This is a genomic window from bacterium (genome assembly GCA_021108215.1).
Classification (GTDB): domain Bacteria; phylum Oederibacteriota; class JAAXVQ01; order JAAXVQ01; family JAUVAV01; genus JAIORK01.
This window is the reverse complement of record JAIORK010000016.1, coordinates 1-23,020: the sequence shown is the minus strand read 5'-3', so window position 1 is coordinate 23,020 and position 23,020 is coordinate 1. Positions and strand designations below refer to the sequence as shown.

Below are 23,020 nucleotides of genomic sequence, written 5' to 3'. Positions count from 1 at the left end.
GGGCGAATGCCGGGCGACCATTCCCTACTTGATTAATGCGACCTTCTTCATAATCTTGAATACCTGCTTGCCGCTGTTGTCCGTGATCACGATCCGGCAGAAGTAGATGCCCGGCGCGACATCCACTGCGTTCCAAGCTGTGCTCAGAGTCTGGCCTGTGCCGCCATCCACATGCTCGGTGATATTCGCCACGCGCTCGCCGGTCAGTTTGTAGATGTCAATCACAACCTTGGCCTGACCGGAGATGGTGTAGGCAAAATTCACCTTGTCACGCGCCGGATTCGGGTAGGCCATCACATCCTTGGCTTTCATCCATGGTGTCGGAGTCGCGGTCACTGTTTTTGTCGGCGACGGGGTTGCTGTTGCAGGTACTTGCGTCGGTGTCTTGGTCGGGCTCACTGTAATCGTCGGAGTAATTGTTGGGGTCGCGGTATCCACTACAATCACAACGCCGCCCTGCGCGGTCTCATCGCCGCCTACACGCAGGTGATCCACAGTGATGGAAGTACCGCTGCCGCCTTCTACTGTGATCTGCACCTGGAAGGTATGCACACCTGTCCAGCCCGTGATATTGGTGTAGTCAATGTGATATGTGTCCGTGCCGGTCTGCGAGGCATGGAGATCCCAGAACTGATAGCTTCCCTCAGCTTCCTGGATACCCAGTTTCCAGCTGGTATTGGCATCAACATTGGTGACTTTGATCTCTAAGAAGGAATAGACATCCACATCACAGGTCATGGCATCAAAAAGTACCTTGCCCCAACCACTCTCCGCTGTTCTTTCTACTTCCGCGATGCTGCTGGTGGTGCTGTAGCTGATCTCACAGTCAAAAGCACTGTTGTCCGTCTCATCCTGCCAGTCACCGGGCTGCTGCCCGGCGGTGCCGATGAAATCAGTCCAGTACACATTGGCCGGGGTTGCAGTTGGTGTTACAGTAGCAGTTTGCGTTACAGTAGCCGTCGGTGTCTGGGTAGCGACAGTTCGACGGACCCTAATAAAATCAGACTGAATATACTTCCCTGGATCGCCTTCAACAATAATTGTCACACTGAAGTTATGTGTCCCGCTCCAAGCGGTGACTGTTTGATAATTGAAACTAAACGTCCCGGTATCTTGCATGCTCGAACTAATATTCCAATACTGCCAACTCCCCTCAGTCTCCTGGATACCAATTTTCCAAGTTGTATCCTCAGAGATCTCACTGATATTCACTTGAACCATGGGGTATGTATCCACATTGCAATTAATCCCAGTGGTTAACACTTTACCCCAAGTACCATCCGCCGTACGTGAAACCTGAGCATAAGAATTCGATGCTAGATAATAAATTTCCGAATTAAAACTGCTATTGTCGGTCTCGTCTTCCCAGCCGCCGGGCTGATTCCCCGCAACGCCTCCAACAAAACCCTCAGACCAAGCATAATCCGGTGTGGGTGTAATCGTCGGCGACACTGTCACTGTCGGAGAGACTGTAGATGTCATCGTAGTTGTTGACGTAGGAGTCATTGTTGGCGTCGGTGTTCTCGACTGAATTGAATGAATAAAATACTGAAGATCCGTCTCTGCTTGTACATAATTTCCCTGCGCAATATCCTCGCTAGCATCATCAGCTGCTTGCTGTACGACCGCATCACCTGGGAACCCTTTGCGAACTGTATAGCCCCAATAAGGCAGCACGACATGATCAGTATTGACCGAGCTTGATGAACCGGTCTTCATCTCGTCAATCTTTTGTCGCGCATTATTCACAGGCTGGAACAACCGTCTCATTGTTTCATTTTGACTGGCAGAAGCTCCCCATATTCCGCCAGAAGCATATTTTTCATAAAAATCAACTGATGGTTCGACATTGGCACCTTCCCACCAATCATTGAACGTTACCACCTGCTTGACCGGCACATCCATGCTCTTAACACGATCTAAATGATAATTGTAGGTATAGATGTATGGTATTCCAGTATCAGTAGCAGTCGAACGTCTGGGGATTTTCCGCCATTCATTTGCTCCCCAATTTTTTATTTTTTCATCATCAAATCCTGGCCAGGCACCGCTTCCAAGGAAGCGTATTTTACCAAGCTCCAGGTCATAACGGGAGATCAAGTTATTATAATTCCACCGTTTGATTTCCTCAGTAAGATCGTGATATTGATCATAAGGACTGTGCGGGCCGCCAAATATTTCAGGCCATTCGAAATAACCTTCAAAAATATCACTATACCGGTTATTTTCGTCTTCCATCATAAAAAGTTTTGTATCATCTGTTCCTGGATTATATATTTCTTCAGGATCATAGGGATAATTCGTTTTCTTCATATTTGTAACCAATATAGGCTTGGGATCTGGTAAGGCATCATACCAAGCCTTGAGTTCAACCGCTGACAACCGTGTAATCCCACGGCCATCTGGTGTGTTCCGGAAAGATATGTGGTCATCGGAAGGAAATCGCGATTCTTCTTCATAGCAGAACATATAAATAACAGGACGCATCTGACCACCATCATTGATTTTATATAACAAACTATCGTAACTCGTACTAATAATACTCCACCAGGCACTTAAATCAGCTTTTGCTTTTGCAACGGTATCATCCCGGTCTACATAACCTGTTTTATCATGATGATGATTGACGAACTTCCATTGAGATTTATCTTCATAAACCGGAATAACATATTTGATACCATCAGGATTAACTGCCAGATTGTCATTAATAGCGACCAAGTATTTATCAAAGACTTCTTTGCGCCAAGCATAACCGCTTTGTAATTCCAATACTTTTCGTTGCACACCTCCGATTTCTTCAAAGCTCTCTACAATCTCATTCGCAGTACCCAAATCAAACATGGCACCATTCAAGCCCAATATATTGCAAATATCAATATGCCTCTGAACCAATTCAGTACTATTTTGGTTATAAGGTGCATCTTCATCAGCTACCAAATCAGCTTCTGTTTCAGGAAACAGCTTTTGACTTGTATGCTTGTAGGGATAGTAGGTTGCTGCTATCTCTCTTTGTTCTCCATCAACAAAGGTATTTGGATCATGCCCCATAGCATTCCAACCCCGCCACGCGGAGCCTACTCTTCCAAATTCCAACATAAAGTGACCAAAATACAAAGACTCACCCTGCATTAAATCCGGGAGGGAATTTGCCTTGGTTGTATAAGGACACAACTGATTGACACCACTAGAGGAAAAATCTACAATTTTCAATACTACATCATCCGCCCCGCGAATTTTAATACTGTCAACAACAATATATTTTCCCACATCACCCATTACATTAATTTCAATTGTGAATGTCACAGTGGGTGGTCCGCTCCAGCTAGCGCTGGTAATATAGTCGACCTCGAAAATACCACGTTCCAAGGTATCCGGAATGACCAAAGTATTATTATCATCACTTCTTCTCACTCGAACGCTCCAGTATGTATCTGGAGAAATATCAGCAACTGATATTTCCAAATAATTCAGGTTCGTCGTGCTGACAGTATGCGAAGGCGAGATAATTTTCCCCCATCCCGAACCGCTTGTCCGCGTTATTGCTGCGTAGGTTGGATTTTCTGAATAACTATACTTCATATCACACTGATATTTCCCACTTCCCCAACCACTCGGTTCTGTTCCATTTGCGGATGGCGAATGGAAAAAATGTTCTTCCAATCCCATCTGCCATTTCACAGCACGAATAAAATCAACATTGATATAGTCTCCCGAAGTTCCGGTGATGTATAACACAAAACGAAGTTCATCGCCATCTGCCGCTGAATAAGTCCCGCTAAATTGGCCGGAACCCGTTTGCGTGGTGATAATATCCGTCTCCGTAATTGTCGAAAGATTCTTTAATTTCAAAGTCCAATTTGTGGCAGTGCATTCTGTTACATCAACCTGCACATTTCCATAGATATCGCTTGAGTCATATACAAATTTTCGAGTTTCAACATAACCGCCGCCATCAACCGGAACCTTGATCTTCGCCAAAGAATTACCGGCATACGTTATAACAGCCTGATCAGCTGCCACATGTCCATCTTTATAGTCCCAGCCATCTGGAACAGTACCGACATTCATGCTATCAAAGTGATCCTCCCAAGGCAGGCTATCGTAATAATGGTTTGTATTAATATTAATATAATCCAGGACAATGTATTTCCCTTCACCACCTGCAACGGTCAGCTCCATTCTTATGGATTGACCGTTCCAGTTTTTTCCATGGTTCGCAAGCACATCAACATAATTAACTTCATGAATTCCTGCTTTGGTGTTCGCAGTTATCAAATCAACCGGATTGTCATTATCCTCTTCGAGATAAATTTTCAATGACCATTCCGCACCTGTTCCAATTTGATCAACATTAATATGCATCCAAGGAATATCATTTTCACATAAAATATCACGGCTATTGACATCTCCTTCGGTTTCACCTGCTGCTACTTCAATCCGCGCTTGTGAACTTCCTAAATTTGTAAAAATAGCCCGATTACTATTATGATCAGTTTTATGCTCCCACCCGCCAGGAACATCTCCAATGTCTTCATCGATAAAATCATCTTTCCACGGCAATGGTACTGCCGGGGCTTTAATATGTGTGATAACACCATCATAGGACCCGGTATGCGTCGAAAGCGGCGGGCCGCTAAGATGAGTGCTTTGGATCGGATTGACAGGCGGATTGACATTGGCAACAGTAGGGTAAGCAACACTCGTCGGTTCAAGACTCACACCTGAAAACCAAAGTGTATTGTCCCGCTCATCGACATCAGCCTCAACATCCAAATGAGCCTTCATCTCATCAGCGTCTCCACCATAGCGTTTGCTCCAAAGAATGTTGCCATCTTTATTCATATATAAGACAAAAATATCATAATCACCGCCAGTCCCATCACCGGGATTCGGCCAATCGGGAGAGTTTGTAAATCCAGTGATCCAGTAATTCCCAGTATTATCCATGACAATATCGTTACATTTATCATCGCCTGTACCGCCAATAAATGATGCGTATAGTATCGTTTGATAATCCGAGCTCAATTTAACAACAATACCATCGCGACCTCCCTGATGCGTTGTGGGCATGGAATAAAAACTACTCCAATTGATTTCTTCAGTAGAACCAACAATAAAAACATTACCATCTGCATCCAGTGGATTATTGTCATTATCCACATGAATACCTTCAAACTCTGTCCTTGCCGGACTTTCTTCCGGACCAATAAACGTACTATGAATTAGCGACAGACCATCCGAATGGACCTTTGTAAAATATCCATCACTCCCTTGATTCGCACCCAGTGTATCATTGACACGATCGAGAGTTGAACCATCTGGGATAATGGGAAATGGATTGGTTGCACTGGTATTGGGTCCCCAAGATTGAGTGTGACCAGTAGCAAATATTTGATAATCAATAACATTAAAATCATCAACCGGTTCATGTAAATCTCCAGCGATGAGACCACTATATTCAATATTATAATCAGCAGCGCCATTGGGACTAAACTTCATAAAAAATGCATTTGTACCACCGCTATTCGGATTGCCGACCCCTCCAGGTGAAACAGGAAAATCGGAATGACCAAATCCGCCAATATATGCTGCACCATGATTATCAGTTTGAATACACAAGCCATATTCCCAACTAGATCCCCCAAAGTACGCTCCATATATTGGATATACAGGTCCAGGTCCGGGTGCATAATCCTGAGCCAGTTTAATGAATATACCGTCTCTAGTTCCACTGAGTGCCACACCCGTACCATCGGTCTCAGTAATCAGGTTATTAAAATCTCCAGACACGCCTGAATATGTGTGGCCAGTAATATATAGATAACCCTGGCTATCAGTTGTGCACGCATGAAGGGCATCTGTGTTATCTCCACCAATATAGGTAAAATATTCTAGCGCGCCGTTTTCATTTAGCTTTGCAATAAAACCTTCTTGATTATCTACTCCACCGTTATAGGAGTCATCCAGTCCAACAAGCCCACTGTGCTTTGTTGTCATCCAGTTTCTTGTGAACCCAACCACATAGACATTTCCATCTTTATCAACATGAATATCCTCAATTCGTTCATCACCATTATCACCAAAATAAGTACTATAGATAATCTCGGGATGAGCGGCTTGTGTCGGGGTTGACGTGCTGAAGAAAATGAAAAAACTAATGATAATTCCTAGAACTACTCTGGTCAAACATGTGAATTTGGATGATAACCTCATGGTGCCCCCCTAGTACAGTTTGATGAACTCGACTTCAAATTAAATACCGATATCGAAAAAATAGGCATTGTTTATACACTCGATACAAAACAACCAAATTGAGATTTTTAGTTTGTATCAAATAATTGGACGTTGCAGGCTGAAATTTGTAACATTTATTTTACTTTTTTTAAAAATGGTACTGCGAAAGTCATGAAACAAGCTTATTTTTCAGCATATTCACAAACCGCAGGTGCATATTTTTTTTGTATTTAGGGGATATTCCGGAGGTTTCAAGTATTACTTTTGATTTATTTTTTGGATATACAGGAAATTGCTGAGTCCGAGGAAAATGCCGGCCCCCAGGATACAGAACATGGAGACGGTTTTGAGGACATACATCCGGATCAAAAGGTCCTGGGCTGCACTCTTGAGATATTGTGGAGAGAGATGGTGATAAACGTGAAAGTGGTTAATCGCGCACACTGCCAGGAGTACTGCGCCTGCTGCGGACCAAATCCAGTACGGCGGGTGTTTCAGTGCCCGGTTGATTTTCCACATCGAAATGCTGTTATAAAACAAAGCAGCTGCCAGCATCAGAAAACTGATCTCATAAAGATAAAAACTGGCGCGGTAAAAAAAGTCACCCATATTATGCATGCTCCTGTTCGAGCTGACGAATAATTTTGAAAAAACGGTAAGCGCCCCAGATGCAAAGGACCGCTGACCAGACCAACAATGTATAGCCGGTCCAAAGTTCAATCGCACCCATATTTTTATGCCGCAGCGAGGCAATGGATTGCATCAGCAAGTAAATAAAGACCCCGGCCGGTGCGATCATCTGGAAGAGCCAGTGGGTCACCACGCCATACGCCTGTTCAAAGCGCCGCGAAACCAGTCCCATGCCCACAAAACCCGCCCAGAGGGTCAACCCGCCGATAATGGCAACAAAGCTGGTCACATTAACAAATAGAAAATGTTGCGATGCTGTTAAAACACGTTCCATGGCGGATTAGCCTCCAATCTCATTTTCAATCTCAATCATGATCCTCTCAGCCGTCTTTTCCCCCACCACCAGACTGGTGGTATGAAAAAGCCGTTGGTTCAAACTTTTTATTTGGGAAGGACTCATGGCTCGGCCTTCCGGGATTTCTATTTGCTTTTTTTCGCGATCAATCAGGGCCTGACCTAAAAACCCCATATGGGACATGACCACACTTTGAATAACCGCCAATCCGGGATCCGTGTTGGTCTGCTTTTGAGAGGATGACACTTCAGGTATTGCGAATTCACCGGCATTTAATTCCGACCCTTCAGGGCCTGCAACAGATGCCTCCGGCGCAGTCGCTGTTTGTTCCTCTCCCATAGCTGATCCGCTTTTTTCTGCTGCCAGGGGCGTTGATTCCTGTGCGTCCTGGGATTTCGCCTGGGGCACTATTTTTTTCGCAGAAATTCCGGGTTTTTCTTCCTGCTTGATGGTATCCGGCTTTTTTTCTCGTGAAATAGGGGTTGGTTCTTCCCCAACTTTGGTCGTGATAATATACTCCGCCGCTTTGGCAAGCCCGGCAGGGATGGCAGGTTTACTTTCCCGCGTCCGGGATTGCGCCGCTTGCTTTTCCTGCTTACTGACCAACTCATCCAACCAGGACAAATTTTTATCCGCTGCCTCTTCATCCTCCACCACAGGTGAAGAAGGATGGGGATGAATATCCAAAATCAAATCATCCGCCTTGAGCATAAAAGTCTCGTGGGTTAACTCCTGGATCACAGAATCAGCCCCGGGTTTTTTCAATGTAATGTTATCCAACAACGAGGGCACCTTGGGCACAGCCGTATCTTTGGTGGAGACCGGTTGGGCGGATTCTTTTCTTTGGGTTACAGCCTGGGTGTCCGGATGCAAAATACTTTTCACATCCAAAAACTGCGGCAATGCCCCGTCAATGATATCCATTAATATTTCGGAAACCGCCAGCCATTTGATAACTTCCTGTTTATCTTTAATCAACGCCTTATCTGAAAAACGGTATCCTCCCAAAAACTCACCCGCATGAAACACAGCCAACGCCAGTTCCAGGTCCGAACCTTTCCGTGTGACATTTTGCCGGTCCAGCGCCTCTTCAATGCCCTTTTCATCAATTGCACCGATCTGCTTGAGCGCATCCCCCAGACGCAGCGCGCCCTCCCCGGACAACTGAAGCCGAATGGCATCGCGCAACTGTTCTGCGGTAATTTTTTCGAGACGCAGCAAAATATTTCCCAAACGCGTATTATTCCGTATGCGGTAAAAACGCAGATTCCCGGTAAATTTTTTGCGCGCAAATGTTTCAAACAGTTTCCCCATGTCCAGAAAGACTGTTTCCAGCTCACGATGAGCCGGTGTCCGCGATTCCAGTGCACTTAGCGCTGTGATAATTTGCGGGTCCAACTCAGCAACATTGATAATCGTTTCGCGTTCAGTAGTCTCTGTCCGTAAAAAGTGTTCAATGATTTGCGTCCGGGAAAGTTCCAGGTCTTCGGTGCCCTCGTAAAAACAATTATAGACACGGCCATTACAAAAAACAATCAACCCGTGTTCATGCGGCGCTAAAATTTCAACATAGCCGCTGAAATCCTGAGCAAGGAGTTCTTCCAACAGTGTGGATAATTTGGTAATACGATAATTAAGCTTCTCATATTTAAGCTTTCCTACCGGTGTATAGAGTGAAGCCCACACAAGCGATGCTCCTTTGTTTATTTTCAAAAATAGTACCATTGGATTCCTGCCAGCGTCAACTGGTAAACGCCATAGAAAACTCCCTTAAAAAAAGGTTAATCTGATTTTATCATCCGGCCGATTTGTTGCTCTTTTTTGCAGCACCTGGCAGGTCATTTTTCAGGGCACCAATATCTCCGGAAAACGGTCATGCCAATCCACCGGGACTTTGAGCATCTCGCCCCGGCGTTCATAGAGAAGATAGCCGAATTTGATGCCAAAATAAAAGAGATCGCGGGTGACCGCCACATCGGCTTGACAGTAAGCTTCCAGCTCGGCCCATTTTCCGTTTTCAAACCATGTAATCGCCTGCAACCCTTCCGCCGTCTTGCCGCGCCCCAGGGTATGGGTTGCCAGATGGTCCAGGGAGAGGCGGTACCCTAAGACCCGGTGCACATCTTTGAGAATATCCAGTGTCTTCATCCGATCCACATACGGACTGTAAGGTGATAAGACTTTTAAATCAAACCCATCAATATTAAACCCAACCACCACATCTGCGGAAAGCAGATGCTGCATAAGTTCCTGGGTTTTTTCCTCACGATACGTCGTGAAAGTATCCTGGGTATGGTCGTACACCACGCCCAAAGACATACGCATTTTATGCGAATTGTTCCAGCCGCCGACATCGGCGGCACTTTTTTGGGTTTCCAAATCAAATACCAGCATATGATATCCCTTTCTTTTGTCCAGTGATTGCTTGTACGGTGCAATGACCTCCGTGTGATCCGACACAGCCGGGTGTTCCGCTTTCCGGGCTGTCTGTACCGGTGCATATGAAAACACGCCGTGCTTGGCAATGGTCAGGCTGCCGGGTAACTGTTGGGTCATGGCAGTTAGAATCATTTGACAAGCCTGCTTATCCAGCGGTTGATTGCGACTGCCGCATTTGGGTGAATGAATACAAGCCGGGCAGCCGTCCTCGCAGGCACAGGTCTCCACCATTTCCTTGGTTGTCTTTATCCAGCTTTCCAACACTTCCAGGCCCTTGCTTACCAAGCCAATGCCGCCGGGAAAACCGTCATACACAAACATGCAGGGCTGGCTTACCTGAGGATGGGCCAGCGTGGACAACCCGCCCAGGTCCCAACGATCACACAGCACTTTGACCGGCAGGGCTGCAATCAAGGTGTGCTCCACCGCATGCAGACCCCCGCCAAAATCCATAGCATGATCCAGGCATCGCTTACGCCAAACCTCCGGTACGGTGAGAAGAATTGCCTGGGTCTCAAAAACTCTTGGGGGCAGATCAAGCTTATGCTCCGAGAGCAGCGACTGGTCTTTCATCCGACGGCGTTCGTAGGACACAATTTTTTCAGTAACCCGTACATGCACCAGCCCTGCTTGAAATTTTTCAGCAGAAGCGCGCACCTGCTCTGTCTCGGCAAGTTCCAAAATAGCCACTTCTTCCGAGGCAGTATATTGGGTATACCAATCCGCCTTGGTTTCCCGAATCATAACCACCTTGTTGTCCAGATCCAGACCGACCACCTCATACTGCACACCGGCATGCAAATACACCGCACCGGGATGGCATTCCTTGAAAACCCGCGGTTCATCAATACTCCCCAGCACAATGCCGTCACGGTCCTGTTTAATCATGTACTGTGCTCCCACCGAACGGATATCCATGAGCCGGTGGGGCCGTTGGAGAGGACTCATCCAGCGCTTGCCATCTGCTGCTTCGTGGAGCAGCCCTTCCTTTACCATCTCCTTCATGCTCTCCCAGGCTGTCTCGCCAAACAGTATTTTATCTTTTTTTGTCAATACCATTTCCGCAGATGCACAGGGAAGATGTTTTTTTAACAGCTGAACATTGTTGGGATCCAATACACAATTCTCAAATTTAGAATCAAAAAACGCATCCGGATGCCGGAGAAAATACTGGTCCAATGCATCCGGTAAAGCAATGAGAATCATCACCGCATCACGATCCTGACGTCCGGCCCGGCCCACCCGCTGCCAGGTACTGATCATGGTGCCGGGATATCCGACCAGGACGGCGGCATCCAATCCGCCGACATCAATACCGGCCTCCAAAGCACTGGTACTGATCACCGCTTCCAGCTTATTCTCAAACAATTGCTGCTCGATTTTCCGGCGTTCTTCCGGCAAATAACCGGCGCGATAGGCCGCAATTTTTGCGGCAAATTCCGGCATGCCTTGCTTGACCCAGATATGAATCAACTCTGCAATTTTACGTGATTTGGTAAATAGAATGGTCTTGACCGATTGCTCCAGACACTTCTGAAGAATCACTGCGGCATCCGAGTAGGGACTCCCCAGCGGATTGATGAGAATCACATGCCGCCCTTGGCGGGGCGCTCCACTTTTTTCAACAATGGTAAATGGCAACCCGGTCAATGTTTCCAAAAACACCTGCGCATTGGCCATGGTGGCTGAGCCGGCAATCACGGTAAGCTCTTTTTCATGACAGAAGCGGCGCAAACGGCGCAGGATCATGGCGACATGCGAACCAAAAACACCCCGATAAGTATGTGCCTCATCAATCACCAGATACCGGAGTTTGCTGAAAAAAGTCTTCCACCCTTCCGGATAAGCCAGCATACCGAAATGCAGCATATCCGGATTGGTAAAGATTACCTGTGGGGGATTTTTCTTGATCTTGCTGCGCATGGACGCAGACGTATCCCCGTCATAAACCGCTGCATTTAGACCTGCTCCGCCAATTTGTTTAAAAAATAGCTTCAGGGTTTTCAATTGGTCCTGGGCCAGTGCTTTGAGGGGAAATAAATATAGCGCATGCGCATCAGGATGTTTCAAAAGCATCTCACTGACAGCGATATTATAAATCAATGTTTTTCCGGAAGCCGTAGGAGTGGTGATGCCGACATGCCTGCCCTTGCGCAGCAAATCCAGTGCCTGAACCTGATGGGAAAATAATTTGGAAATCCCCATTTCTGCGACAGCCGCGCGAACCGCTGAGGGACATTGCTTATCCAATGGTTTGTAGGATGCCTTCACCGGATCAAGATAGCGGTAATGCGCGATCCGCTTGGAAAACTCCCGATCTTGCGTAAGTTGTTTGACCAGTTGTTTGATATGAGTCATCGAGGATTTCCTTTTCATACGTGTAGAGACGTTGCACTGCAACGTCTCTACAGCCCTGCAACGTCTCTACGTCTCCTATTTCAACCAGGAAGGATACTCACCATATTTATCTTGCCAAGCCTGGGCTGCGGCAGCGGCTGTACGGTTCACATCTGCCGGACCGCTTCCCTGAGGATCAATTCCCTCGCGGGCAAAGCGGCGTGCCTGGCCGTGATCAAACTCAAATTTATCCGAGCAATCCACGCAAACCAGCCAACCTGCCGCCTGGATGGCTTGCTGCTGGATGTATAGCAGCAGTGTTGTGTCATCCAGACTATGTTGGTCAATCATATCAGCCCAATAGGCCGGGGTTTCCACCACTTGCTTGGTTGTCAGGGCAAACCCATCCTCAATTTTGGTTGGCTTGCTGCAAATATCACAGACTGTCATCACGGTTCCTTTTTAATATGTTTATTAAATAATCACAAAATTGTAATCTTTTTGAGGGTAATTGACAAGCAGTTACTATGCGCCCTCTCCACTCGGGAGCGGGATGGGGGCATGATTATTTAGTCATTCGCATATGTTTTAGAGTGTTATTCAAAAATCCGAACTCCAACACCGATTCGATTTCGTTTCAATCTCACCACTTGATTCTCGAATATTATTTAATAATTGCGACCTTCTTCATCTGTTTCAGAATCACCTTGCCGCTGGCATCTGTGATCACAATCCGACTAAAATAGATGCTTGGTGCCAGGTCTGTTGTATGCCACTGAGTAACCACGGTTTGGCCAGAACCTGCGTAATGATGCTCCACAATATGACCCACTCTTTCACCCGCCACTTGGTAGATATCAATCACCGTCTTGATTGATCCACTCACGGTGTAGGCAAAATTAACATAATCCCTAGCCGGATTAGGATATGCCATAACTTGTCCTTCCGGCATCCAGGGAGTAGGTGTTATTGTTACCGTATCTGCCAAGGTTGGCGTCACGGTCAAGGTTGGCGAAATGGTCATGGTTGGCGTAGGCGTCGACGGCACACTATTGAGACGTATAGCATCCAGTACGCAATAACTACCGCTGGCACCCACTACACTCATCTGGATGTTGAATTGCTGCTGACCGCTGAGACCGGTTGCATCAGGGATGGAAAACCGGAATGTCCCACTCTGGGTTTGATCAGGACACAGATCCCAATTTGATCCGCTGCCACCATTCTCCTGGATACCGACTCTCCAGACTACTGCGGGTGATATATCTGTCACGACGACCTCAACTTGATTATAAGTATCAACATTGCATTGAAGCACTGGCGAAAACACTTTACCCCAACTATCCTGGGCAGTGCGAGAGATTACTGCATGTGAGGATGCAGCAGAATAAGCAATCTGACAATTAAACGTGCTGTCCTCAGTTTCATCACGCCAACCTTCTGGTTGCACCCACATAGTGCCGTTGAACTGTTCCATCCAATATGTATCGATTGGCGTCGCTGCCGGTGTTGGTCTTGCGCCTGCAGCCACGCTCACATTTTCCACCAGCACATTTGCAACATCCATACAATACATCGCTTCCACACCACCAATGGCGAGGGTAAAGTATTGTTGACCATTTTTCAAAGAATCCGGTACGTAATCTTTAAGATTATAGACAAACGCCCCCTTCACCGGCGAGTCATATTGAAGACGGATTTGATATCCGGTTGGGGTGTTTCCCAAAAATGCATACCAACGCCCAAACAGATCTTTGATATTGATTCTCAAATCATTTTCTTCATCCATATTCACATCAACCGCATAGACGGTTTTAATATGACCATAGCCATAAGTTTCCGCACCGCGAACAATGTTATAAATCAAAACACCACCATCCTGTGCTTGGTGATCTGCCCGGTTTGCTTCCGGCGTCCATTTAGCTTCTACCTGCGGGAGTTGGCTGTTAAGAAAAACGGTTTCCTGATCAAAAACCGGATATTGTGTTTGTACGGATGAGGCTGGTCGTCCAACAAGAATCGGAGCATATAAATCACTGCCAGTATACGCTGATGCGATAATTGCGACACCATCACGCATGATGCCACTGGCCGTGTAAATCCCCCATAGATGGGGTGTGCCGTCTTGCTCCGTATCATTTAAAATCCAGACAACACCACCGGCAATATCGGTCTGATAAATCGCATCCCAAACAAGTGTAAAATAATCGCTCACTTCCGTTTCTGTAGGATTCGTATTGTAATCAAGTCCAAACTCTTCAAGCAAAATCGGTTTTACACAATCCTGTTGTATCATCAACACCCGGGTGCGCATCATATTCCCTTGATAGGCTTCCAGGGGGCCGTAGTAATGGAGTGAATAAACATCAATCATTGAAAGATCCAAGCTCCGCATGGTATCCGGCCACGAGGTGGGGGCAATCACCAAATGATTGGGATCTGTTGATTGCATAAAGGCTGCCATATCATGGAACCAATCCAGCGCATCAGAATGGGCCGGCATATCCCCATTGAGCAAAGCTACGTGTACATCCAGTTCATTGGTCATGCCCCAACCAAAAATACGCGAATCATTTTGAAACCGCGCCAAAATTGTACCCACATGATTTTTCATATCCTGTCGCACAGCCGGAGAATAGTCACGGAAGTAAGGAAAAAATGAGAACTCGACCTGTAAGTTGTTCTTGGCCGCAATGTAGAGAAATTCCTCCATCCTAGCCAACATCTCGGGTTTGACATCCGGACCACCAAATTCCGAATAATGAATGCATGCGCGGATCATATTAATCCCCAACATCTGCGTACGCGCGAGCTCAGCATGAATTAATTCCGGTTCCCACTCAAGCCACATTTTTTGCCAACCATGGGTCGAAGGATAATAATTAGCACCCTTGATTTTTACAACCGTCCCCTGAATGCTGAGCTGATCTGGTTCAATAGCATTGACCTGAGTAAAATCCGTATCCATACGCCGATTCCCCATAACCTGAATCTGATCAACCTCCACCCAAGTCCCTGCTGCCCCTTCAATGATCAATTGGAAAACAGCTTGCTTTTCACCAAACAGACCTGTGATTTGAGCATAGTTGAATTCAAACGCACCCGTTCCCGTCTGACTCGTACACAGATCCCACTGATTGCTGGTGCCGTATTCCAAACAGCTGATTTTCCAACTTGTGGTGGGACTTAAGGCATTAACGGTGATCGCAACCCGTGGATAGGCATTCACATCACAACAAATTGCCGGCGAGAGCACCTTGCCCCAGACATCTTCAGCGGTGCGTACAATAGTAACCGCTTCTTGAGAACTGGCATAGACAATCTCTGCATTAAACGAGCCATCATTGGATTCATCCTGCCACCCGGAAGGCTGTATCCCTGTGGTTCCCTCAAAACCTGTAAACCAAAAATCAGCAGTCAAAACAGCTGCCGTAGGTGTTGCTGTGGGTGTATCTGTAGGACCCGTCGGAGTCAAGCTGGGTGTCACCGTGGGTGTCGTGGTTCGCGTGTGTGTAGGCGTTGCCGTGATAGGTAGCCGACGGACATTCACATAGTCCACAACAACATAATCACCGCTTCCGCCTTCGATAGTGAGTTGAATTGAAAAATTTTTAGTACCGCTCCATCCCATGACTGAAGCATACTCAAAAATAAATGTACCGGTTGTATCTTTACTTGTACAGAGATCTTGGTGTTGCCAAGCACCATTAATTTCCTGGATTCCCACCTTCCAGGTTGTCAGCGGATTGATGTCTACAATCCGAATTTCAACAGCATTGTAATAACCAGCATCACAGTTAATCACCGGCGAAAGGCTTTTTCCCCAGACATCCTCTGCTGTTCGGGTTAAAGCCGCATTTGCCACAGTATAAGAATAGAACATTTCTGCATTAAAAGCGGGAGTATCCGTCTCATCCTGCCACCCTGACGGCTGAATCCCCGGTGTCCCTCCTGAAAAATCATCACTCCAGATAATATCCGCGCCAGTATTGGTGGGGCTGGCTGTGACTGTCATGGTAGGCGTATGCGTTGGAGATGCCGCCATAATTCGACTGGCAATAATTCCTATTATCAGTAGAGACCAAATAAAAAACCGCCATGCGCACTTAAAAGACAGACACACGTTCTCATCTCCCCAAGAGGATACAAGTTACCTATCTCCCCTATAGTGTATTGTACTAGTGGCCATTGGTCGTAAAAGCACATTCAGTAAGCTCCTCATTACTATGGGGCGCATAATCCTGACTGGCTTGATATGGAATGATATCCACCGCTGCTTGTAAAACAAAAAAGAAAAATTTTTCTTTTCGTGGAGGTTTTCATTTTTCCCTCCATTGACTTTTGAATGGAAAAACACCTGTAACTCACCTGGTTTCTACCTATAATAATATAGACTCATCCTTCGTATAAAATATTTGCAAAATAATATATTAGGTACCAATTACATCTTTGGGGTGTATGCCAATGGCAGGTATAATGAGCAATAATTCAATTTCCCCGCTCTAATTCGACATCCGCCGGACAGGTTTTACGCCTACGGAAAAAACGGCTTATTATGTGTCAATGCAAGGATACTGGAAAATGCATCAAATTTCCTTATTCCTTCACACAAACCGCTCAAACGGCTCATCAAACAATTTTGCAAAACGCTTTACAAATCCCGTCCCTGTATTTTGATACCAATAAATTTTACTTTTCTAAAAATCAGAAACGATAATATCTTTCCGTCCACCACTATCAAAATCAATAATTTGAAAAGATGAAGAATAGCCAAGCGTACTGTCGATAGAGACCCTTGTAAATATCATCCCAGTGTTTTCCAGATACAAAAGGTTGGGATGAGGACATGATTATCCAGTCATTCGGAGTATATCCCCGGATTATTATTTGAACATTTGAACTCCGGCATCTCGCCGTTCAAAAATTCACCCATTTTTTTACAACAAATATTTCTTTTGAAATAATTGCATCCAGGGAATACTGGTTACTGTTTTGGAATATACTTGCGCTTCAGAAGCAAAACTCATCAGGTAAGCCTTGGAATTTTTGATCAGCGGTTGTAATCGCGCCAGCGTTGTCAGGTGTTCTTTTTGAGGTGTTGATGTATTTTTAATCTCAAGACAAAGGAGCGAACTCCCCTGATCAATGATTATATCTATTTCATTGTGATTTGAATCACGATAAAAAAAGAGTTCAAACAACTTATTATGATTAAATTTGTATTTCAGCAATTCCACCACAATAAAGTTTTCAAACAAACTGCCGGATAGCGGCCCGCTTTGCACGGTTTCCGGAGTCGGATAACGCAAAATCGCCGCCAATAATCCTGTGTCTGAAAAATACAATTTAGCGCTTTTTATAACCCGCTTGGAAATATTTTTAGTATAAGGACGCAGTAAATACACAATCCTGCTTGTCTCCAACAATGACAACCAGCGTTTCGCCGTGGTAAAGGTAATGCCGCATTCTTTGCTAACTTCATTTAAGTTAAGTAAACTACCGACACGTGCTGCCAGTAATTCCAGATAATTCTGAAAGACTTTTAAATCATGCACCGAGGTTATCTGACGTATATCCCGTTCCAGGTAGGTTTGTAGATAACTCGAATAGAAGCGATTGCGATTGGCGCCATGCACAATCACTTCCGGATAAAAGCCGTCAAACAAAGCCGCAAAACAGAATTTGGGAATATCATAATCAATCCAGGGCGCTTCCTGATGTGAAAATCCCAATAACTCAAACAGTGCCGCTCTTCCTGCCAACGACTCACTAATACCGTGCATCAGCGGAAAAAATTGGGAACCTGTCAATATATAACGGCCGTTTTTACTGCGATCCTGATCCACCATGATTTTGATATAAGGCAACAATTCCGGCAGATACTGTATCTCGTCAATAATGACATGCTGATGTCGGCTTAAAAATAATTTCGGATCTTCCTGCGCCAGATTTCTTGTCAAAGGATCATCCAGGGTTATATAGGTATACTTAGAAAAAAGTTTTTTAAGTAAAGTGGACTTCCCAGTCTGACGCGGCCCGGTTAATACCACAACCGGAAAATCCCGGCCGGCAGACTTGATTTGTTTTTCAATTGTTCTTGGAATATAGTTTTTCATAGCACAATTACAGTATCACACCTTCTATGTAAAATCAATATTATATGTTGATTTTACATAGAAGGTGTTTGTTGTAGAAAGACAAATTAATCTCATCTTACTGCTCCGGCTGAACACATACCGGAATAACAAGGCCGGTATGTGGCAAAAACAGACGAAAAATTAAAATCAATTTATTGAAATAATTATGGTGTTCCCGAAACTCGAACTCCTTCTCCCACGTGGGAGATACCCAAAATTCTGGCAATTAAACAGCAATGATGAAATTATTTTAGTTATGCTGAAATACTTGAACTAAATAATAATCACCAGCATCCATTTCATAAAAATATACTTGTCCGGCAGTCCATGATACGCTAAAAATACGTGAATTAGATGAATCCAGCCACCCGTCAGTCATAGGTGTCCAAACATCGGGAACACTGGAAAAAGCCCAGTAAGCCATTACAAAAGTAGTCGTTCTTTTTCCAGTGATTTCAGAAACGTTCAAAGTATAATTTCCAGCTGCTGCAAACTGGCCCGTATATTCATGTAGCAAGGTTGTTCCGGCCGGACCCGTCGGTCCTGTTGCCCCTGTATCACCCGTTGGCCCTGTCGGCCCTTGTGGCCCCGTGCAACCTGCCAATAAAAAAAATAAACAAACCACCATAAATAAATTTTTCATAAATAACTCCCCATTACAATTTATTTGCCTTATCCAGTCTTGGAAAAATATTTCTATTATTGTGTAGACCGCTTTATGAAAACTCCAGTTGTCAGAATAACCGATTATCGCCTCCCTTTCGACCAACCCACCATTTCCGATTACTTTGGTACCACGGATTTATAATAACGCTATGCGCATAAATTGCAATAATTTTTGTGCATATTTGTGTTTGATCTGACAATTCGTACCCTTGTGGGCGATTCATGAATCGCCCCTACGAATAACATAAGGGCGGACACAAGGTTCGCCCTTACAACATGGCGTGGTCTAACATTCTAAAATGCTATTCGGACGCGATAAATCGCGCCCCTACGGAGATCATGGTTATTATATTCCCTGGATTTTTAATATATCAATAAATGTTCGCTGGTTTTTTCAGGCTTTCAGGCGACTTTATTTTCCAACCGGGTTACACGTTTTTCAAGCTCTTCTATCACTTCAAAACCTGGTTTTAGACGAAGTTCTGAACGAATCATTGTTTGGCCTTCATGCAATAATGCAACTTGTTCTTTGAGCGATTGCCGCTCTTCTCCGGCATTTTTAAATTCATACAGCATGACTTCTGCCATCTTCTTTTGATTTTCTTCAAAGTGTTCAACAACTGTTTTAAATTCACCCATGTTAATGCTTCCTTGTTCTGACATTTTCAACCTCCCAATTTTGTGATACCCAGCGGTTTCTGTCAACCGCCAATCCCCCACAAATTGAGACCGAAAAACATCAAAATCCTTACATTGTTTTACGCTTTATTCACTGAAAAATTGATCCGTGATCCGGGACCGATTAACTTATTTTGCGGGATGATGTTGAATCGTAAGGTTTCAAATATCACCCTATCCTAACTTCCGAACACCATCCCGGATCCCCACAGAGAATTTTCGGATGATCTGACGGCAGACTGCCGGCGCGATCAAATGTTTGGAAATTATATTAAACAAGCTACAGTCCTTTCTTTAAAAAGGCGGCAAGGCCGAATGGCCTTGCCGCCTTTTTAATAGTGCCATAGAATAAAGATAAGAGACTAATTAATTATTGCTTACCGGAATTTCGGCCCTGCTTTCCGAACCGCTGATGATTTCTTTTGCCAAAGCATCATCCGCGTCCGAAATAAAGGGGATCCCGGTCTCTCTTTCAGTCTCGCGGTTCGCTGAGAAAACTTCTTTGCGGGTTATTTCCGCTAAGGAGAATTTCCTGGCTCCGGCCATTAATTGCTGCAAACCGGCGGTGAGCTTATCCGCTAAGGTCCAACTGGCAATGGCGCCGAAAGGAATATTTTTCATTTCATCCTTACCGACTTTTTTCTGTACATCATAATAACCGGCAAATATTTCATCCTCTTTAATACCACATTCCTCCACCGCTGCCGGTAATTTATCCCAATTACCGTGGACTTTTTCTCTGTCCTTCAGATTCAGTGCGCCTTGCACGTTCGCTCCCAAATATGCCGGTATCATTAACGATCTTCCCATGCATACTAATTTGGTAAACGGCGCGCCCAAAGCCAGCGCCTTAAATATCTGGTCTTCTTTGGCCAAGCCGCCGGCAAAAGCAAGATCTACGACTTTTTCGCCGGTATCAGCCAGCAGCTTGGCATATTCAGCTGCTTTGGCATGCAAGAGAATTGAAGGCACACCCCAGCTTTCCATCATGTTCCAGGGACTCATCCCGGTTCCTCCGCCGGAGCCGTCAATAGTCAATAACTCCAACTTAGCTTCACTCGCATATTTTATTGACATGGCCAAAGTTTCCATGCCGTAGGATCCGGTTTTCAAAGAAATTCTTTTATAACCGATTTTGCGTAAATAAGCGACAGAATCCATAAAACTCTTTTTCACTTCATCCCGCGAGGACAAGCTGGTATAACCCAGACGGCTGTGACGCGCGAATGATTTAATGGATTTATTTTTAAAGGCTTTTTGTACTTCCGGAATAGTTGGATCGGGATCAACCACATAACCCCGATTTTTCAAGAATAAGGCATATTCTAAGGAAGTAACCTGGATTTCACCGCCGATGACTTTGGCGCCTTGGCCCCATTTCAATTCAATAATTACTTTATCACCGTATTTATTAATAATGTATTCAGCCACGCCGTTTCTGGTATCCTCGACATTCATCTGAACAATAATTGCTCCATAACCGTCATAATAACGCAAAAAGGTATCGATTCTTCTATCCAGCTCCGGCGCCTTGGAAATCTTGCCATTTTTGATTTCGGATTCCTTATCCACGCCAACTACGTTCTCTCCCACCACAATGGGATATCCTACCAAGGCAGCGCCAATAGCAAATGACTCCCAATATTTCGCGGCAATAAAGGTGGAACCCAAAGCGCCGGTCATTATGGGCACACGGGCTTTAGTTTTTATCTCAGTTCCAAATTCCAGCTCGGTATTGACATTGGGAAAAACACAGTCATCTTCCGAGGTCGAAAGACCTTGGGGCACACCGTTCGCACCGTAAACATACCCATTAATCCTCAGCGAATTATAGGATACACCAACATGGGTGGTATTAGCGCTTCCGGCAGTTATTACTCCAAAATCTCTGGGATATAAAAGCTTACGGCCTTTCAGGCTTGAAAGCCAGGTTTCACATTTCCCCTTACAATCAGCTCGACATAAAGTACATAATCCTGATTCACAAGCGTTTCCTCGATTTACGGTCCCTATTGCATCATTAGTTTTTGGCCATTGAATCATACTAAACCCCCTTCAAAATTAAATAGGCTGCTTATTGCCAATTTATATCTCCAGATATTTTTTCACTGGCAACAGCGTGCCTATGATTACAAACTAATATTTATTTGTCAATTAATTATCTGGGTATTTAACATATTTTATAAATATTTCTAATATCCCTATGAGTATTAGGTATATTTGCCAATAAACTAAAAAAGATAGGCACAATCCATTACTTTGTTGCCAATTACTATTAAGCAGGTCATGCTATAACACTATTGTTTTTATAAAAAAAACTCAATTTTTATTGTAGCTCCAACCACATTATTGGCAATATTGCCAATAATGTGGTTGACAAATTATATTTTCAGCTATATATTTTTACCCATGAGTGACAAAACCGAGAAGAAAAGACTGTCCATATTAAGAATTCTTCAGGATTCCGAAAAATGCCTGAGTAGTTCCAAAATTACGCGTCAGCTCCAATCTATGGGGTATGATATTAGTGGAAGAACTGTTCGGTTGTATCTTATGAAACTTGACCGCGAAGGACTGACTAATAACCATGGTAAGCGGGGCCGCCGGATTACTGATCTGGGTGTAAAAGAATTATCAAACGCAAAGGTATACGAAAAAATAGGTTTAATGGCGGCAAAAATCGATCAACTGACTTACCAGATGAATTTTAACCTATTGCAAAAATCCGGTTCTGTGGTTATTAATATCAGTATGCTGGCTATTGACAAACTCCTGCAATCCGTTCCCTTAATTAAAAACGTGTTTGAAGCCGGCTATGCCATGGGGAAGCTTCTGGCCCTGTTCGGACCCGGGGAGAGGGTGGGAGAACTATCCGTGCCTGAAGGATTTGTTGGTATCGGCACTGTCTGTTCGGTTACTTTAAACGGCGTTCTGCTCACCCATGGTATCCCGACCAACTCGCGTTTCGGCGGACTTTTAGAAATCCAGGATAAACATCCTACCAGATTTGTTGAACTTATTCATTATGAAGGCACAACTTTAGATCCGCTCGAAATTTTTATTCGCAGCGGCATGACAGATTATATCGGGGCTACAACCGCTGGGAATGGACGGATCGGCGCCGGTTTCCGGGAAATTCCGGCAGACAGCCGTGATCAGGTGATTAAGCTCGCGCAGCAATTAAAAAAAATCGGTCTGGGCGGATTTTTGGCCATTGGCTGGCCCGGTCAACCGTTGTTGGATATTCCTGTCAGTGAAGGCCGGGCTGGGATTGTGGTAATCGGAGGGTTAAATCCTATTGCTATTTTAGAGGAAAACGGTCTCAGACTACATTCGCATGCGATGGCAAGCTTGGTTGACTATCAATCCCTGTTTTCTTTCAAAGAATTAAATACCCGTATTTGTGATTTTATCTAAGCTAAATATACAGGTTCTCGTCTTCTCTATCTGCTCTAAAATACATAAACCCGCCTGGCGGCGGGTTGGGGTGAACAGCGGAACAGCGGAACAGCGGAACAGCGGAACAGCGGAACAGCGGAACAGC

12 protein-coding genes are annotated in these 23,020 nt (G+C 44.9%); 1 reads left to right on the top strand and 11 read right to left on the bottom strand.

Annotation, left to right across the window (positions count from 1 at the left end):
* Positions 1–24: 24 nt before the first annotated feature.
* From K8S19_03110 to K8S19_03060, 11 genes are all read right to left on the bottom strand, one after another.
* Positions 25–6,213: a T9SS type A sorting domain-containing protein gene (locus K8S19_03110; protein MCD4812665.1), complete on the bottom strand. Its 6,189-nt coding sequence runs from the start codon at positions 6,211–6,213 to the stop codon at positions 25–27.
* Between the two features lie 279 nt (positions 6,214–6,492).
* Positions 6,493–6,843 (bottom strand): hypothetical protein, encoded by a 351-nt coding sequence (locus tag K8S19_03105; protein MCD4812664.1) that lies wholly within the window; start codon positions 6,841–6,843, stop codon positions 6,493–6,495.
* A 1-nt stretch (position 6,844) separates the two neighbouring features.
* Entirely contained in the window at positions 6,845–7,198 is a 354-nt protein-coding gene (locus K8S19_03100; GenBank protein MCD4812663.1) for a hypothetical protein, read from the bottom strand.
* A 6-nt stretch (positions 7,199–7,204) separates the two neighbouring features.
* On the bottom strand, positions 7,205–8,905 hold the full coding sequence (locus K8S19_03095; GenBank protein ID MCD4812662.1) for a hypothetical protein: 1,701 nt from the start codon (positions 8,903–8,905) through the stop codon (positions 7,205–7,207).
* A gap of 159 nt (positions 8,906–9,064) precedes the next feature.
* Positions 9,065–12,016: a DEAD/DEAH box helicase gene (locus K8S19_03090; GenBank protein ID MCD4812661.1), complete on the bottom strand. Its 2,952-nt coding sequence runs from the start codon at positions 12,014–12,016 to the stop codon at positions 9,065–9,067.
* Between the two features lie 75 nt (positions 12,017–12,091).
* On the bottom strand, positions 12,092–12,448 hold the full coding sequence (locus K8S19_03085; protein ID MCD4812660.1) for a hypothetical protein: 357 nt from the start codon (positions 12,446–12,448) through the stop codon (positions 12,092–12,094).
* A gap of 211 nt (positions 12,449–12,659) precedes the next feature.
* The gene (locus tag K8S19_03080; protein ID MCD4812659.1) at positions 12,660–16,118 is read right to left on the bottom strand and encodes a cellulase family glycosylhydrolase; all 3,459 of its coding nucleotides are present in this window, start codon (positions 16,116–16,118) and stop codon (positions 12,660–12,662) included.
* Between the two features lie 814 nt (positions 16,119–16,932).
* Positions 16,933–18,111, bottom strand: a complete 1,179-nt coding sequence (locus K8S19_03075) for an ATP-binding protein (protein MCD4812658.1) — start codon at positions 18,109–18,111, stop codon at positions 16,933–16,935.
* A gap of 271 nt (positions 18,112–18,382) precedes the next feature.
* Entirely contained in the window at positions 18,383–18,775 is a 393-nt protein-coding gene (locus K8S19_03070) for a collagen-like protein (GenBank protein MCD4812657.1), read from the bottom strand.
* A 425-nt stretch (positions 18,776–19,200) separates the two neighbouring features.
* The gene (locus K8S19_03065) at positions 19,201–19,461 is read right to left on the bottom strand and encodes a hypothetical protein (protein ID MCD4812656.1); all 261 of its coding nucleotides are present in this window, start codon (positions 19,459–19,461) and stop codon (positions 19,201–19,203) included.
* A 381-nt stretch (positions 19,462–19,842) separates the two neighbouring features.
* A complete protein-coding gene (locus K8S19_03060; GenBank protein ID MCD4812655.1) occupies positions 19,843–21,519 on the bottom strand; it encodes an FMN-binding glutamate synthase family protein in 1,677 nt (558 codons plus the stop codon).
* 366 nt (positions 21,520–21,885) lie between these two features.
* Here K8S19_03060 and K8S19_03055 point away from each other — a divergent pair, with 366 nt between their 5' ends.
* The gene (locus tag K8S19_03055) at positions 21,886–22,893 is read left to right on the top strand and encodes an NrpR regulatory domain-containing protein (protein MCD4812654.1); all 1,008 of its coding nucleotides are present in this window, start codon (positions 21,886–21,888) and stop codon (positions 22,891–22,893) included.
* Positions 22,894–23,020 lie beyond the last annotated feature (127 nt).